The 15892-nt window shown below is 74.0% G+C and carries 12 protein-coding genes; 7 read left to right on the forward strand and 5 right to left on the reverse strand.

Translation table 11 applies throughout. From position 1 onward, the window contains the following. Positions 1-20: 20 nt before the first annotated feature. From ACU610_RS25235 to ACU610_RS25250, 4 genes are all read left to right on the forward strand, one after another. Positions 21-1556 carry an esterase/lipase family protein gene (locus ACU610_RS25235; protein ID WP_446770429.1) on the forward strand — a complete coding sequence of 512 codons (1536 nt, stop codon included), beginning with the start codon at positions 21-23 and terminating at the stop codon, positions 1554-1556. A gap of 174 nt (positions 1557-1730) precedes the next feature. Continuing rightward, on the forward strand, positions 1731-4394 hold the full coding sequence (locus ACU610_RS25240; protein WP_446770430.1) for a putative bifunctional diguanylate cyclase/phosphodiesterase: 2664 nt from the start codon (positions 1731-1733) through the stop codon (positions 4392-4394). A gap of 319 nt (positions 4395-4713) precedes the next feature. Next, entirely contained in the window at positions 4714-4986 is a 273-nt protein-coding gene (locus ACU610_RS25245; RefSeq protein ID WP_446770431.1) for a hypothetical protein, read from the forward strand. Further along, positions 4983-6089, forward strand: a complete 1107-nt coding sequence (locus ACU610_RS25250; protein WP_446770432.1) for a catalase family protein — start codon at positions 4983-4985, stop codon at positions 6087-6089. Before ACU610_RS25245 ends, ACU610_RS25250 begins: the two co-directional genes overlap by 4 nt. A 107-nt stretch (positions 6090-6196) precedes the next feature. Here the strand turns inward: ACU610_RS25250 and ACU610_RS25255 are convergent, their stop codons facing one another. From ACU610_RS25255 to ACU610_RS25275, 5 genes are all read right to left on the reverse strand, one after another. Continuing rightward, positions 6197-7594, reverse strand: a complete 1398-nt coding sequence (locus ACU610_RS25255; protein ID WP_446770433.1) for a Dyp-type peroxidase — start codon at positions 7592-7594, stop codon at positions 6197-6199. A 3-nt stretch (positions 7595-7597) separates the two neighbouring features. Beyond that, positions 7598-8146 carry a hypothetical protein gene (locus ACU610_RS25260; RefSeq protein WP_446770434.1) on the reverse strand — a complete coding sequence of 183 codons (549 nt, stop codon included), beginning with the start codon at positions 8144-8146 and terminating at the stop codon, positions 7598-7600. Further along, the gene (locus ACU610_RS25265; protein ID WP_446770435.1) at positions 8143-8730 is read right to left on the reverse strand and encodes a hypothetical protein; all 588 of its coding nucleotides are present in this window, start codon (positions 8728-8730) and stop codon (positions 8143-8145) included. Before ACU610_RS25265 ends, ACU610_RS25260 begins: the two co-directional genes overlap by 4 nt. A gap of 82 nt (positions 8731-8812) precedes the next feature. Continuing rightward, a complete protein-coding gene (locus ACU610_RS25270) occupies positions 8813-9910 on the reverse strand; it encodes a cytochrome P450 (protein WP_446770436.1) in 1098 nt (365 codons plus the stop codon). 213 nt (positions 9911-10123) lie between these two features. Further along, entirely contained in the window at positions 10124-10390 is a 267-nt protein-coding gene (locus ACU610_RS25275) for a hypothetical protein (protein WP_446770437.1), read from the reverse strand. Between the two features lie 194 nt (positions 10391-10584). Here ACU610_RS25275 and ACU610_RS25280 point away from each other — a divergent pair, with 194 nt between their 5' ends. The 3 genes from ACU610_RS25280 to ACU610_RS25290 all read left to right on the forward strand — a co-directional run bounded on the left by ACU610_RS25280 (position 10585) and on the right by ACU610_RS25290 (position 15819). Then, entirely contained in the window at positions 10585-13629 is a 3045-nt protein-coding gene (locus ACU610_RS25280) for a BTAD domain-containing putative transcriptional regulator (protein ID WP_446770438.1), read from the forward strand. A 123-nt stretch (positions 13630-13752) separates the two neighbouring features. After that, positions 13753-14343 (forward strand): RNA polymerase sigma factor, encoded by a 591-nt coding sequence (locus tag ACU610_RS25285; protein WP_446770439.1) that lies wholly within the window; start codon positions 13753-13755, stop codon positions 14341-14343. A gap of 228 nt (positions 14344-14571) precedes the next feature. Further along, positions 14572-15819: a CpaF family protein gene (locus ACU610_RS25290; RefSeq protein ID WP_446770440.1), complete on the forward strand. Its 1248-nt coding sequence runs from the start codon at positions 14572-14574 to the stop codon at positions 15817-15819. Positions 15820-15892 lie beyond the last annotated feature (73 nt).

Consider the following 15892-nt stretch of genomic DNA (forward strand, 5'->3'; position numbering starts at 1 on the left):
TCGTCCCGAGGGAGGGGAGCGTGAAGCTGCCCATCGTCTACGTCCGCGGGTACGCCGGCGGGACGTCGGGGATCGACCGGGCGGTCGACGACCCGCTGTACGGCTTCAACGAGGGCTCGGTGCACGTCCGGGTCGGTGCCAGCAGGGACCCGGTGTTCTACCAGTTCGAGAGCCCGCTGCTGCGGCTGATCGGTGACGACGGGTACCGGCTCCTCGTCGAGGGCGGCCAGCTGGCGTACCTGAGGTCCCGCGCGGACGAGTCGGTGCCGGAGGCCAGCATCTGGGTGCACCGCTTCTACGACGTGTCCGCCTCGACCTTCGGCCGCCATCCCGAGGAGTTCTCCATCGAGAAGGCCGCCGAGGACCTGTTCCAGCTGGTGCAGCTGGTCCTGCAGAAGACCGGTGCGCCGCGGGTGCACCTGGTCGCGCACTCGATGGGCGGCCTGGTCTGCCGGTCGATGATCCAGCGGGTCATCCCCGACCGCGGGGAACGCGCCGAGGACTACGTCGAGCGCCTGTTCACCTACGGCACCCCGCACGACGGCATCGAGCTCGCCGTCGGCTGGGGCGTGGTGGAGGGGTTGCGCGACCTGTTCGACGTCCAGGGCGCCGCCGTCTTCGGCCCCGAGCGGATGTACGAGTACCTCAGTCCCCGGACGTCGACGTCCGGGCGGTCGGACGGACCGCCGCCGGGCTGGCGCGCCGCCGAGATGCCGGAGGACGGGTTCCCCCTGGGGCGCGTCTTCTGCCTGGTGGGCACGAACCCCGAGGACTACGACGTCGCCGCAGGGCTGTCGTCCAAGGCCGTGGGAGTGCGCAGCGACGGTCTGGTGCAGATCGACAACGCGTACGTCCCCGGCGCCCACCGGGCCTTCGTGCACCGCAGCCACAGCGGGCGGTACGGGATGGTCAACTCCGAGGAGGGCTACCAGAACCTGCGCCGCTTCCTGTTCGGCGACCTGGAGGTGACCGCGGAGTTCGCCGGGCTGCGGGTGCGCGGCGCGGCCGACGACGACATCGTCTGGCAGCTGGAGACGCAGTTGTCCATCCGCGGGCTGCCGATCCTCATGCACGAGCAGACGACGGCGCACCACTGCCCGGTCCAGATCGAGTGGCGGCGCGAGGAGGACACCGCCGACACCCCGGTGCCGCTGCTGACCACCTTCCTAAGCACCAGGGCGCCCCGGCCCGTCGTCCCCGGGACCGACACCCCCGTGCCGAGGTTGCGCCACGCCCTACGGCTCCGGCTCATCTCCGTCCGGCAGAGCGGGGGCGTCTTCGGCTTCTTCGACCACCTGGAGCAGACGGCCGACTGGGAGGACACCCTCGTCGTCGACATCGAGCCCGGCGACGGGGAGGCACCTCCGCGGGCCTTCGCCGCGTGGAACTCGGTCATCCCCGGTGCACTCCGCGACTGGCAGCCGGACAAGGGGCCGCTGACCGACGAGGAGCCCGAGCCGGGGCTCTGGAGGGGGCGCATCCCGGTGCCGGTCACCGCCCGGCCGATCCTCGGTCAGGACGCCGCGGTCCTCCTCACCGTCCACGGGCGGACCTGACCCCACGCCGGCCCGCCCCGCGCCCAGCCGGTGGCGGCCCGGGCCTCGGCGGTGCGGTGCCGGTTCACCCACAGGGGTGACGGGACGGGCACGGTCGTACAGGGGGAGCCGGCGTCCGTCGATGCGGTCCGCGACAGCATCGAGAGGCGAGGCGGTGGCGGGGTGGGGACAGGGATGCTGCAGGGGACGGGCCGGCGCGGGCCGGCGTCCGGGGGCCGGCTGACGCTGGTCGCGCTCGTCCTGGTGGCCCACGCCGCCGTGTACGGGACCGGGGCGGCCGACGCCCTCTACCTGCTGGTCATGTCAGCGGCCTCCGGGGCGGCCTGGTGGGGCGCGCTGCGGCAGGGACGGCGGTCGGCCGCCGTGCTGGTCGCCCTCGGCGTCACCCTCACCACCGCCGGCGACGGAGTGTGGTTCGTCTACAGCTGGACCGGTTCGGTCCCCGACGTCTCCGTGGCCGACCTCGCCTACCTGAGCGGCTACCTCGCGCTGGCCCTCGGCCTGTGGCGGATGGCCGACACCCGCGGCCGCTCGCGGGGACAGCAGCTCGACGGCTGGCTCGACGGGGCCGGCGTGTTCGTCGCGGTGCTGCTGCTCGTCTGGCAGCTGTCGGTCGCCGGCACGGTCGGCGACGGCTCCCTACCGGTGCTGACCCGCACCGTCTGGGCGTGCTACCCGGCGCTGGACGCCGCCTTCATCGGCCTGGTGTTCCGGCTCGTCGCCACCCGCTCCCGCGGGGAGCGTGCGCCGCTCGCGGTCGCCGCCGGCGCCGCCTGCTGGCTCGGCTCCGACCTGGGCTTCCTGCTCGTGGCCGACGCCGAGGTCGCCAGCGTCTGGTTCGACACCGGCTGGCTGCTCGGTGCACTGCTGCTGGCCGCGGCCGCCGGCCACCGCGGCCGGCCGGAGCGGGCCGCGGCGGAGCCGGTCGACGCCGTCCCGTCGATGGCACGGCTGGCGGTCAGCCTCGGCGCCCTGCTCGTGCCCGCCGGTCTCGAGGTGCTCCGCGGGGTGACCGGCGCCGGCGGTGCGCCGGTGACCGTCTTCGGCGGCACCCTCGTGCTCGCCGTGCTGGTCTTCGTGCGGGTCGCCCGCGTGCTGCGCGCCGAGGCCGCCGCTCGGGCGCTGGTCCGCTCGCAGCAGCGCTACAGCGCCGCCCTGGCGCGGCACTCCTCGGACGCGGTCGCGGTCCTCTCCGTGGGTGGTCACCTGCTCAGCGACCCGGCCGCGCTGGGCGGCGTCCTCGGCGTGGGGACCGCGGAGGAGCTCGCCTCCGGCGACCTGGTGCGGCTGTCCGGTGTCGACCCGGCCCAGGCCCGGCGCGTGTTCCACGAGGCGCTGTCGGCCGGCGGTGCGGTCGTGGACGCCGAGCTCCCGTGCCGGCGCCACGACGGCGTGCCGCGGTGGTTCGGCGTGCGGCTGGCCGACCTGCGCACCGACCCGGACGTCGGCGGCGTCGTCGTCCACATCACCGACATCACCGACCGCAAGCGCGCGGAGGAGGCGCTGACCCACCAGGCCTTCCACGACACCCTCACCGGCCTGGCCAACCGGGCCCTCTTCTCCGACCGCGTCGACCAGGCCCTGCGCCGCCGCGCCCGGGGGGACGCCTCGGCGGCGGTCGTCTTCATCGACCTCGACGGCTTCAAGGCGGTCAACGACACCCTCGGCCACCAGGCCGGCGACGCGCTGCTGCGGGAGGTGGCGGAGCGGCTGCGGTCGGCGGTGCGCGCCGGGGACACGGTCGCCCGGCTCGGCGGGGACGAGTTCGCCATCCTGGTCGGGTGCTCCGGCGACGGCGCGGACGAGGCCCGCACGACGGCCGACCGCGTGCTCGACGTCCTCGCCCACCCGGTGGAGCTGGCCAGCCAGCAGGTCACGGTCAGTGGCAGTGTCGGCATCGCCGTGGCGGGGGAGGACGCGACCGGGGAGTCGCTGGTCCAGGACGCCGACATCGCGATGTACGTGGCGAAGGTCTCCGGCCGGGGACGCTCGGTGGTCTTCGAGCCGGACATGCGCGCGGCTGCCGTCGAGCAGCGCCGGCTGGAGCACGAGCTGGCCGGCGCGCTCGCTGCGGACCAGTTCCGGCTGGTCTACCAACCCGTCGTCGACCTGGCCGACCAGCGGGTGCTCGGCTTCGAGGCGCTGCTGCGCTGGCAGTCGCCCACCCTCGGCGCCGTGCCGCCCAACCGCTTCGTCCCCGTCGCCGAGGACCTCGGCCTCATCGACGAGATCGGCGCCTGGGTGCTGCGCGAGGCCTGCCGGACGGCGGCCGCCTGGCGACGCGAACACCCCGCGGCCGCGGACACGACGATGTCGGTCAACGTCTCGGCGGTGCAGCTGACCTCGCCCGACCTGCTCGACCACGTGCGTGAGGCGCTGGCCGCGAGCGGCCTGCCGGCGTCCGCCCTGGTCCTGGAGGTCACCGAGACCGCACTCGTGGGCGACGCCGAGCGCGCTGCCGAGTCCCTGTCCGCGCTCCGGGCCCTCGGCGTACGGCTCGCGCTCGACGACTTCGGCACCGGCTACTCGTCCTTCAGCTACCTGCAGCAGTTCACGTTTGACGTCCTCAAGATCGACCGGTCCTTCGTCGCCACGATCACGCGCGACGGCGAGATGCCCCCGATCGTCCGCGGCCTGGTGGACCTCGGTCGAGCCCTGGACCTCGAGGTCGTCGCCGAGGGCGTCGAGTCGGAGGCCCAGCGCGCCCGGCTGCTCGACGGCCGCTGCGTCAGCGGGCAGGGCTTCCTCTTCGCCGCGCCGCTGGAGGCCACGGACGCCGAACTGCTGCTGCTGGGCCGGCGCCCGAGCACTCCCGCTGTCGAGCTGCCACGCGCCTGATCGGGCGTCAGCCCGCCGAGTCGCGGGGGCTCCCGCGGCGCGGTCCCGACCGCGCTGGGCACCCCCCGGCCACCGCAGGAGCCCGGGATGCCCGTGCTCTGCCCGGCAGCTGGGCAGAGCACGAGCCCCCCGACGGGGATGACCAGCGGCCGGCCGAGGCCGTCGAGGTCGCCTCGGCCCGGGCTGCTCCCCTGCCTCGGCGCGCCACGGCGGGCGCGGTGACGGCGCGGTGACGGAGCAGTGACGCCACGGCCGCAGACTCCGTGGGCCCATGCGTGGGACGGTCTCCGTCGGGGATCAGGAGTCAACGGGAGCGGCCGTGGCAACGAGCAGAGGCATCGAGACGACGAGCGTTCCGGGTCGGGTCCTCCTCGACGGGCGACCCGACAGGAGGCCGGAGGCGGCGGCGGACCCGGACACGAACCCGCTGATGGTGAAGAGCGTCTCCAACGCCTCGACCTTCTCGAGAGCCGGGATGCGCGCGATCGAGCGGACCAGTCGCCTGCAGGACCTCGTCGACCGGAACACCCCCGGTGAGGACACCGACCCGCTGGTCACCTTCACCCGCACCGGCGAGACGGAGACACGATGACCCCCGTGACCACGACACAGCCCTACGTGCGCTACCGGGCGGACCTGGAGCAGCCGTTCCCGGACGAGGAGCAGGTCGTCTCCCGGATCGTCGGCTCGATGGAGAGGACCAACCACCAGGTCGCCGCCAAGCACCGGCACGGTCTGCGCGACGCGCACGCCAAGAGCCACGGCGTCCTCGCCGGCGAGTTGCGCATCGAGCCGGACCTGCCCGCGCACCTCGCCCAGGGCCTGTTCGCCACCCCGCGCAGCTATCCGGTCATCGTCCGCTTGTCCACCTCGATCGGTGACCTCCGCTCCGATCAGGTCCCTGTCCTGCGCGGACTGGCCATCAAGGTGATCGGGGTGGACGGTCCCCGGGCCGTCGACGACGGCGCCACCACGCAGGACTTCCTCCTGGTCAACCAGCCGACCCTGCCCTTCGGCACGATCGGCGAGTACGCCGAGCTGCAGAAGATGCTCGCGCGGCAGGCCCACCAGAGCGACCTGCGGCAGCGGATCACCAGGCTGGGCGCCCGCGTCGCCGCCCGGGTGCTCACCCGCCTCGGGCGCCCGCTCCCGCCGGTCATCGAGGGGCTGGCCGTGGCCAACAACCACATCCTCGGGGAGACGTTCCACTCGATGGCGGCCTTGCGCTACGGCGACCACGTCGCCAAGATCTCGGCCGCCCCGCGGTCCGCGGAGGTGCGGGCGCTCACCGGCAGGCCCGTGGGCAAGCGCGCCGGGGAGTCAGCGCTGCGTGACCTGGTCACGGACTTCTTCACCCGGCACAGCGCCGAGTACGACGTGCGCGCACAACTGTGCGTCGACGTCGACCGGATGCCGATCGAGGACGCCTCGGTGCTCTGGCCCGAGGAGTTGTCGCCGCACCACCGGGTCGCGGTCCTGCACCTGCCGGCCCAGGACCCGTACAGCGACGCCCGTCGCCGCTACGCCGACGACGTCCTGTCGTTCAGTCCGTGGCACACGCTGGAGGCCCACCGACCCCTGGGGTCCGTCATGCGTTCGCGTCGCGTGGCGTACCCGCGGTCCAGCGCCTTCCGGCACGCGGTGAACGGGGTCCAGGAACGGGAGCCGTCGAGCATCGACGAACTCCCGGCCTGACGGCGCTCGCCCCACCACGTCGACCCCTGGTCAACTGCGGATGACGTACCGCCGGAGTCACCCCGACTGAGCCGGGGGCGCGCGACGGGTCCGGGACCGCTCGGCGACTACCCGAAGGCCCCCTCGGCCAGCTTGCGCAACGCCCCGATCCCCGGCGCGAACAGGTACTCGGTGCCCCGGGTCACCACGAGATCAGGGGGGACGTCGACGAACCTCGGGCGGCCATCCGGCATCGGGATGGCCATCTTGCCGCTCGAGCCGGCGCGCCCGAAGAGGTAGTCGGGGTCGTCCCCGAGCCCGAAGGTGTCGCCGTCGTTGCACCAGTCCTTCTGCACGGTCTCGTACTGACGGGCGATGTCGGCCTGGTAGCAGACGAAGAGCAACCCGCGGTCGTCACTCCCCGATCCGGAGGTCTCCTCGTACGGCATCCCCCGTCGGATGATCCGGTGCCGGGCCGTCAGGACGCCACTGTCGGTCAGTGTGCCGCCGAAGTCGAGTGCGTCCCGGGGGTTGGCCCGACGGATGTGAGCGCCCAGCGGGCAGGTGTGCCCCTCCCGGTCGTCCGGCAGGTACCGGAAGTCGTTGGCCGGTTGGTCGTTCGCGACCTCTGTGAGGTCACCGGGGTCGCCGCGGTGGGACTCGGTGGCCAAGGAGATCCCGTCTCGCCAGCGTCCCATGATCTTCGCCGCCACGAGTTCTCTGGGCAGGCCCGTGCGACGTGCTGCCTCGGTCAGGCTCTCCTCGAAGCGCTGCACGTCCTGCCGGAGCTTGCGGTAGACGACGTAGGTGCCGTTGCGGACCAGCTCCGGGTCGGGCTCGGTCTCGATCTGACCGTCCTCGTCCGGGCGGCCGAGGAGGAACTCACCGGCCTTGATCGGCCGCCACCGGCCGCCGGGCAGAGGCACTCCGATCCCACTGTCCCAGGTGGGCCGGTGACTGCTGGGCCGGTCGACGCCCTCGATCTCGGGCTGGGAGAACCCGTCGGCGAAGCCGAAGTGCTCCCGCCTGCGTGGCAGTGCGTGCGTCTCCTGCTCGGCGACGACCGCCAGGCCGGTGATCGAGCCGAGCTCGTCGCGCAGCCGCTCCCACGCCCGGGACAGGTCGTCCGGCGTCTGCGCGCAGATGGTCAGCAGCAGGTGCACGTGGCCGGCGCCCAGGGGCTCCTCCCACTCATCGGGACTGCTGAGGCCGGTGTCGCCGAGGTCCGCGGCCCGCTTCGAGGGACCCTCGCGGAAGGCCTCGGGGAAGCGGTCCAGCAGGGACGGCCGGAGCTCCAGTCGCTGGAACCCGCTGTACGTGACCCCGACGTTGAGGGTGGTGCGGGGGCGATGACCGCGTGACCAGCGGGCCGCCGTGGTCACCCGTCCCTGGACCTGCTGGAGGCACTGCCGGGCGGCCTCGGCCGTGTCGGCGTGCAGCAGCAGGTGGACGGCGTGGCCGAAGTGGGAGCCGTAGCCGTTGAGGATGTTGCCCTGGACGTCGGCCAGGTCGAGCGCTGTGCCCATGGCTCAGGTCCCGTCTCTCCCGAATTCCTCGAGGAAGGCCCTCTGCAGCTCCAGGTCGTCGTCCGCCTGTGTCCGCACGGCCAGGTCGGCGTGCCTGCGCCGGAGCGCGAGGGCGTCGTGGACCTCCTGCACCGTGGCGTCGTAGGCGGGGGACCACCGGTGGATCGGGAGGCGGTTGTGCAGCAGGTACCGGCGGAACTCGGCGGCGCGGGCGTGTCCCGGATAGCCGACGCAGTGGCCCCACACGGCGTCGGCGTGGCGCCGGAGCCCGGTGCGGAGGTCCTCCACGTGCTGCTCGGGCGGGCAGTTGGCTGTGCTGGTGAAGATCAGGTAGTGCATCCGCAGCGGCCGGGACCGCCGGGGGACACCGAGGACGCGCCAGGGCGTACCGGAGAGCACGACCCAGCGGGCGAAGTGGGTCTCGGCCACTCGTCTGAAGGGGCTGTCCTCCCCCTGGGGGAGCCGGGACAGAGAGCCGGTCAGCGCGTCCTCCTCGCCAGGGCACACCGGAGTCAGCACGGTGAGCGGCGTGGCGGGCCAGGTGTGGCTCACAGGTCTCCCTTCCGGCGGTCGAGGAACCCGCGGTAGAGCACCGCGAACTCCTCGGGGCTCGCGGTCCGCGCCGCCTGGACGAGGTACCGGTGCTCCCTCGCCACGTCCAGCGCCGCGAGGACCGTGCGAACGGTCGCCGTGGGGTAGGCCGCCCAGTTGTGGGCGCCCGGGATGGCCAGCTCGCCGATGTAGCCCGCCAGCGCGGTCACCGACCCGGTCCCCGGGAACCCGTAGGACCTGCGCCAGATGCGCCGGACCTTCGAGCCGACCCCGTGCACGAACGCCTCGACGTAGGGCTCGGTGGGCGCGCTGTAGACGGTCTCCCAGAGCAACCGCCCGTGGCCGAGCCGCTCCGGGACCTGCGGAGGTCCGTTGTAGGGCAGGGAGGTGAGGACGCTCCACCGGGTGAAGTAGACCGACTTGAGCGGGCCCAGCCCGCCGAGCTGCGGGAAACGGCGGGTCAGCGCGAACAGCACCCGCAGCCGCAGCGCATCGAGGGGCATGAGCGCGGTCAGCACGGTGATCATCCCCACCCGGCCGACCACGTCCGGCCGCAGAGCAGCCCTCCGGGGCTGCGACGCCACGACCTCCTGGGCGGACGCCTTCGTGGCCCGCGCGGTGACGGGGGCCAAACCCGGTGTCGGGAAGGACCGGTATCTCACGGCGCTACCTCCCCTCGTCGAACCGGACCTCGAGGCGTTCGGGCGTCAGGCCGTCCCAGTGCAGCCGTCCGGCGGGGCCGACCGCTCGGTGCAGCCCGTCCACGCGGAGCAGCGGCGCCAGCAGCGCCGGCAGCTGGACGCCCATCAGGTGCTCACCGGGGCACCGGTGCGGACCACTGCCGAAGATCCGGTACTGCGACTCGGCCCGCGTGGCGTCGAAGTCCTCCGGGTCGGGGACGGTGGTCTCGTCCCACATCGCCGAGTGGGTGCCGACCAGGAGCCTGGTACCGCTGGGCACCCGCCGGGCCCAGGGGGTGCCCTCGGCCAGCGTCGTCTCCGCGGTGCACCGGCGCGGCAGACCGACCTGGACAGGTCGGAACCGGAGCGCCTCCCACAGCAGGCGGCGCAGCTGCTCCAGGTCCTCTTCCTGCGCGGCCTCGCGGGCCTTCTGCAGGGCGGGGGGACGGGCCAGCAGCTCGTCCACCGCGAGCACGGCCGCCCGCGCGCCGTGCCACAGCCAGCCGATGGCCATCCCGATGACGTTGCCGCGGATCTCCGCGTCGTCCAGTGCGGTCTCCGAGCCCGACTCCTGTCGCTCCACCAGCCGCCGCAGCAGGGTCTCCGGCCCCTCGCGGGTCCGCCGGACCTCCTCGAGCTGCGCGGCCAGGTGCGCCTCCAACTGTCGCCAGGCGACCTCGGCCCGATCCGCGACCGACCGGATCTCCCCGCGGTTGAGGAAGATGTGCTCGAACAGGTCACGACCCCACTGGAGGCGGGTCTCCGGGTCCGGGCCGCGGCACCCGACGTAGTCGTCGAGGACCACGTCGAACACCGGCTGGACCAGCTCGCCGACGACCTCCATCCGTCCGGTGCGGCGGCTGCGCTGGACACGTTGCTCCGCCGCGACGCCCACCACCCGGCGGAGCCGCTCAGCGTCCTCGCGGCGCAGCACGGCGTCCAGCTCGGCCCGCTGCCGCCGGTGCTCGACCGGCCCGGACGCCAGGAGGAACTCGCCGGGCAGGTGGGCGGCGTAGGGGAAGACGAAGGTCTCGGAACGGTCGAGCACCTCGTCGACGTCCTCGCGCCGCGTCACCACCAGCACGGACGGACGGAACCTCCACAGGGGCCAACGTCGGCGCACCGGCCCCAGACGGGCCACCCGGTTGCTGCCGAGTACCCGCGCCACCCTGGCCTTGACGCCCCGACGGACCTCGTCGCCGAGGAGCGAGGGTGGGGCATCGACGCTCTTCGCGGGCACCTGCACGGTGGTCACCGCCCCTCGGTCGCCGTCGATCCGGTTGGGGGAGCGGCCAAGCTAGTGGCCGGGCTCGCCAGCGGTCGAGGCTCCGGCGGTCGGCCCGCGGTGTCGGGCGACGTTCCGCAATGTGACGACCACGTCGAGCCAGCAGAAGGCGGCTCGCCCCGCGGCGACGACGGCCTCCAGGGAGATCTCGGCCGGATGGTCACCCGGCCCGGCGCACGTCGGCGCCTCCGCGCAGTCGGCCTCCTGGTCGTCCAGCACCCCGGTCAGGAGCGTCATCAGTTCGTCGTCGTCCCACCGATGACCGTCGTTCCCGTCCACGACCGCCTCCTTCCCGCACCCGGCCGCACACCGGCAGACCACAGAACGCCAGGTCGGGGTCCCATGGGGTCCGTACTGTCCAGAGCCGGGAGCCACCCGTGCTGATACACCTGCCGGCCTGGGCCAACCGCTAGCGACGCGTCAGCGGAACGAATCCGGTGTGCCGACGGTCGCCCGGTCCCTAGAGTCGGCCCATGAGCCGGGCGCTCAGGTACATGCCGCCCCTCGCCAACCGGGACCTGATCGTGCGGCCGCGGCTGCTGGACGTCCTGCGGAGTCGCTTCGAGCGCCCGCTGACCGTGGTCGTCGCGCCCGCCGGCTTCGGCAAGACCTCGCTGCTGGGGCAGGCGGTCAGCGAGAACGCGCTCTCCCCGGTGGGGGAGGACCGCTGGCTGACCTGTCAGCCGGACGACACCACGCTGTCCGTCCTGGCCTCCGGCGCCTTCGCCGCGGTCGGGCTCTCCGCCCCGGTGCCCGAGGACCCGCGGCAGGCCGCGGTCGCGGTGGCCGAGGCGCTGTGGAGCGCGGCCCCTCGCCACGTCGCCCTCGTCCTCGACGACGTCCACCTGGTGACCCCGGGCTCGCCGGCCGGCCGGTTCCTCGGCCACCTGGTCGAGGAGCTACCGGGGAACGGTCACCTCGTCCTCGCCTCGCGGCCGCCGCTCCCGCTGTCGGTCTCCCGGCTCGTGGCCACCGGGGACGCCGTGGTCCTGCGGGAGGACCAGCTGCAGTTCCGCGAGGACGAGGTCGTCGCGTTCGCCGAGTCCCGCGGCGTCCCGCCGGAGCTGCTCAGCGACGTCGGAGGCTGGCCGGCGCTGGCCGAGCTGACGGCGACGGCAGGCCCGTTCGCCGTCAGCGGGTACGTCTGGGAGGAGCTGCTGGCCCAGCTGTCACCGGAGCGCCGGCACGCCCTGGCTCTGCTCGTCGCCGTCGGCGGCGCGGACGAGGAGATCGCCGCCGCGCTGCTCGGCCGGGACGTGGACCTCCGGTCCCTGCTCGACGGGTTGCCCCTGGTCGTGCACTCCCGCTCGGGGTGGTGGTCACTGCACGGGCTGTGGGCAGCGGCCCTCCAGCACCACCTCGACTCCGAGCAGGTGGCGGAGGCGCGGCGGACCGCGGCCGACGTCCTGCGCGGCCGGGGGCAGTACCCGGAGGCGATGAGCCTGCTGCTCGACGCCCACGCGTGGGAGGACGTCCGGCGGCTGGTCGTGGAGGTCTGCGAGTGCTGCACCGCGCTGGTGCCCACCGACGTCCTCGAGTCGTGGCTGCGCCGGCTGCCGAGCGCGGTGCAGCAGAGCCCCGAGGGCCTGCTGCTCGCCGCCATGGTCGCCGAGTCGACCAGCCCGGACACGGCCGAGGTGTTCCTCGACCGGGCGCTCGCCCGCGCAGGTGGGGCCCCCGGCGTCCGCTACGCCTGCTTCAACGCGCTGGTCCAGCTGGCGTTCTGGCGCAACGACCGGCACCGGATGGAGGTCCTGCTGCAGGAACTCCAGGACCTGGCGGGGGAGGGGCACCCCGGAGCGCCCGCCATCGTCGCGCTCCTCCAGGGCGTCCTGGCGCACTCCAGCGACGAGGTCCGGGCGGCGCTCGCGGTCCCCAGCCTGGTCTCCCGGACGGCCCTCCACCCGGTGCAGGAGTGGCTGCACGCGCAGCTGGTCCTGCTGAAGCTGGGCGACGCCCAGACCGGCGAGGTGCTGGCCCGGCGGTCGCTGTCGCACCCGGCGACGACGATGCACGGCGTCTCGCGGTGCTTGCTCCTCGAGTCCTTCCGCCTGCGCGGACGCCTGGAGGAGGCCGAGCGCCTGCTGCCCTACCTGCTCACCGACATGAAGCCGGACAAGGTCCTCACGTCCCCCGAGCTGCTGACCTGTGCGGTCTCCCTGCTCGACGTCCTGGGGCGGCACGGGGAGGCAGGGGAGATCCTCGGGACCTTCCGGCCCGTCCTCGGCGCCTCCCCGGTCGCCTGGGCACCCCTGGCCCGGACGCTGGCGGAGGTCTTCCACGACCTGTCGGGAGGCGCCGAGCAGCAGGCGGCGGCCGCACTGCGGTCGATCGTCCCGTCGAACGGCGGACGCCTCTCGGGGGCGGTGCGGGTCTCCCCGGTCGCGGTGCCGCTGCTCTACGTGCTGGTGCCCGAGGTCCGGGAACGGTGGGACGCCGACCCGCCGCCCGGCGCCCTCGCCGACCTGTACGCCGGGGCCCGCGCCCTCGTCGAGCTGCGCGAGCGCGGGTCGACGGCGGCGGCCGGCACCGTCCCGCCCAGCGCCTGGCCGGTCCTGCGCGCTCTCCTGCCGGTGCCGTGGACGGCGCAGCTGGCCCTCGGGCTGGTCGCCGCCGGTCAGGACGGCGCACAGGCGCTCGTCGAGGACCTCGGCCCCGCCGCCCGGGTGACCCTGCGCGCCCAGGCCGCGACCGTACCCCCCACCCTCGCGGCCACCGCCCGCGCGTTGCTGCGCGCGATCCCGGCGGTGCCGACCGCACGGTTGCACCTGCGCGTCCTCGGCCCGCTCGAGCTCCGCCGCGACGGCGTGGTCGTCAACGCGCCGGAGCTGCGCAGGGAGCGGGTGCGTCAGCTCCTCGGCTACCTGCTCACCCACGACCGGCCGACCCGGACCGCCATCACCTCGGAGCTGTGGCCCGACCTCGACGACGCGGCGGCCGGCCGGAACCTGCGTGTCACCCTCGCCTACCTGCAGAACGTCCTCGAGCCCGACCGCGGCGAGCTCGACCCGCCGTACTTCCTCCGCAGCGCCGGTCCGGTGCTGCACCTGGTGACCGACGGAGCGCTCGAGATCGACGTGCTGCAGTTCGAGCGGGCCCTGGACGAGGCCGCCCGGCTGGAGCGCCAGGGCGCGCCCTCGGCGGCGCTGTCGGCCTACCTGCAGGCGGTGGAGCTGTGGGGTGGGGACCTCCTCGCCGACGTGGCCGGCGGGAGCTGGCTGGAGTGGGAGCGGGACCGCCTGCGCAGCCGCTTCGTCGCGAGCGCCGTCCGGGCCGGCAACCTGCTGCTGGCGCGGGGCGACACCACCACGGCCCGGACCCTCGCCGAGCGCGCCCTGCGGGCCGACGACTGCTCGGAGGACGCCCACCAGCTGCTCGTCAGCGTCCACCTCGCGGACGGCGACCTCGTCGACGCGCACCGCGCCCTGCGTCGCTGCCAGCAGATGCTGCGCGAGCTGGGTGTGCCACCCCAGCCGCGGACCCGCGCGCTCGCGCAGCGGCTGGCCGCCGGGCGCTGAGGTCCGGCCGTCCATCTCCCCGTCCTGACCAGGCCCTTCGTCCGGCTGGCGCTTCGCTAGCGCGGCCTCCCGAACCTCTGCCGTGTCGGCGTGACGCGCCGAGCGGACGAGAGGAACAGGGACATGGAGCCAGCCGAGGTCACCGTGCTGATCCACCGTGCTGCCGAGGGCGACGCGGCGGCCTGGAACGCGATCGTCGACGAGTACGCCGGCCTGCTGTGGTCGGTGGTTCGCGGGTTCCGGCTCAACGAGGCCCAAGCCGCGGACGCGGTGCAGACGACGTGGCTGAGGCTGGTCGAGCACGTCGCCGACCTCAGGGAACCCGAGCACGTGGCGGGGTGGCTGAAGACGACCGCCCGCCGGGTGTGCCTGCAGGTCATCCGGCAGGGCGGCCGTGAGCACCTCATCGACTGGGACGAGGACCGCGCCGGTGGGGAGGGGGTCCGGTACGACTGCCCCGACGAGGACGGACCCGAGGCGGCCGCGTTGCGCCAGGAGCACCAGGTGCTGGTCCGCCGCGCGCTGGCCGAGCTCCCCGAACGGCACCAGCAGCTGATGGAGTTGCTGGTGGCGTCGCCGCCGATCAGCTACCAGGAGATCAGCGCCCGCCTGGGCATGCCGGTCGGCAGCATCGGTCCGACGCGTGCCCGGATCCTCGCTCGCCTGCAGGAGACGCTGGCAACGGCCGGGCTCCAGGACCTCGTCCTGGGGTGACCGCGCGATCCCCTGAGTGAGGTGCGCTTCCTCAGTCCCTGCCCACCACGTGGGGCAGGGGCTGAGGACCGCCTCCACCCCCGCGTGGCCGACGCTCACGGTGGGTGACACCCGACCGGGTGGGGCTGGGTGTCCGCTGTCCACAGATCGTGGCGACCCCGGCCTGCGGGCCGCTCCGCCCGCCTACTGTCCGTCGTCGTCCTGACCGGGTGGAACGACGGGGGTGCCGTGCCGACCGCGACCAGCGCACTGGAGGTCGTCGACGGCGAGGTCCGGGAGCTGATCCGCCGGCGGGGGCTGGACCCGTTCACCGACCCCGGGCCGGTCCGCCTGCTGGTGCGGGACGTGGTGGCCGACTACTCGGAGCGGTCGCTGACCTCGGCACTGCCGCCGATCGGGGATCCGGACGCGGTCGTGCGGGACGTGCTGGACCGGGTGGCCGGGTTCGGGCCGCTGCAGCGGTGGCTGGACGACCCGGAGGTCGAGGAGGTCTGGGTCAACGAGCCGGGCCGGGTGTTCGTCGCCCGGCGGGGCCGCTCCGAGCTGACGACGACGATCCTGGCGCCGGGGGAGCTGGCCGACCTGGTGGAGCGGATGCTGCGCACCTCCGGCCGGCGCATCGACATGTCGACGCCGTTCGTCGACGCGACGATGCCCGACGGGTCGCGCTTGCACGTGGTCATCCCGGACATCACGCGGCGGCACATGGCGGTCAACATCCGCAAGTTCGTGCTGCAGGCGCACTCCCTCGACGAGCTCGTCGCCCTGGGCACGCTGACCCCACAGGCGGCGCGGTTCCTCGAGGCGGCGGTGGTCTCCGGGCTCAACGTGCTCGTCGCCGGCGGCACCCAGGCCGGCAAGACCACCCTGTTGAACTGCCTGTGCGCCGCGATCCCGGCGCGCGAGCGGGTGATCACCTGCGAGGAGGTCTTCGAGCTCCGCGTGCCACTGCCCGACGTGGTCGCCATGCAGACCCGCCAGCCCAACCTCGAGGGCGCCGGGGAGATCCCGCTGCGCCGGCTGGTGAAGGAGGCGCTGCGCATGCGGCCCTCCCGCATCGTCGTGGGCGAGGTGCGGCAGGAGGAGTGCCTCGACCTGCTGATCGCGCTGAACTCGGGACTGCCCGGCATGTGCACGCTGCACGCCAACAGCGCCCGCGAGGCGATCACGAAGATGTGCACCCTGCCGCTGCTGGCCGGCGAGAACATCGGTCACGCGTTCGTCGTCCCCACGGTGGCGGCCAGCGTGGACCTGGTCGTGCACGTGGGCAGCGACCCCGACGGACGGCGTCGGGTGCGCGAGGTGGTCGCCGTCCCGGGTCGCGCCGAGGACGGCGTCATCGAGCTCGCCGACGTCTTCACCACTCGTGAGGGCCGGCTGGTGCGCGGCACCGGCTACCCGCCGCACCCCGAGCGCTTCGCCGCGCACGGGTTCGACGTGCCCACCCTGCTCGACGACGCCCGGTGGCGGCCGTGACCGGGCTCGCGAGGACACGCATGGACACAGCACCGTCGGGCACGGGGCCGACCAGCGTCAGCGAGGAGGCGCC

The sequence above is a fragment of the Geodermatophilus sp. URMC 61 genome, assembly GCF_052931555.1.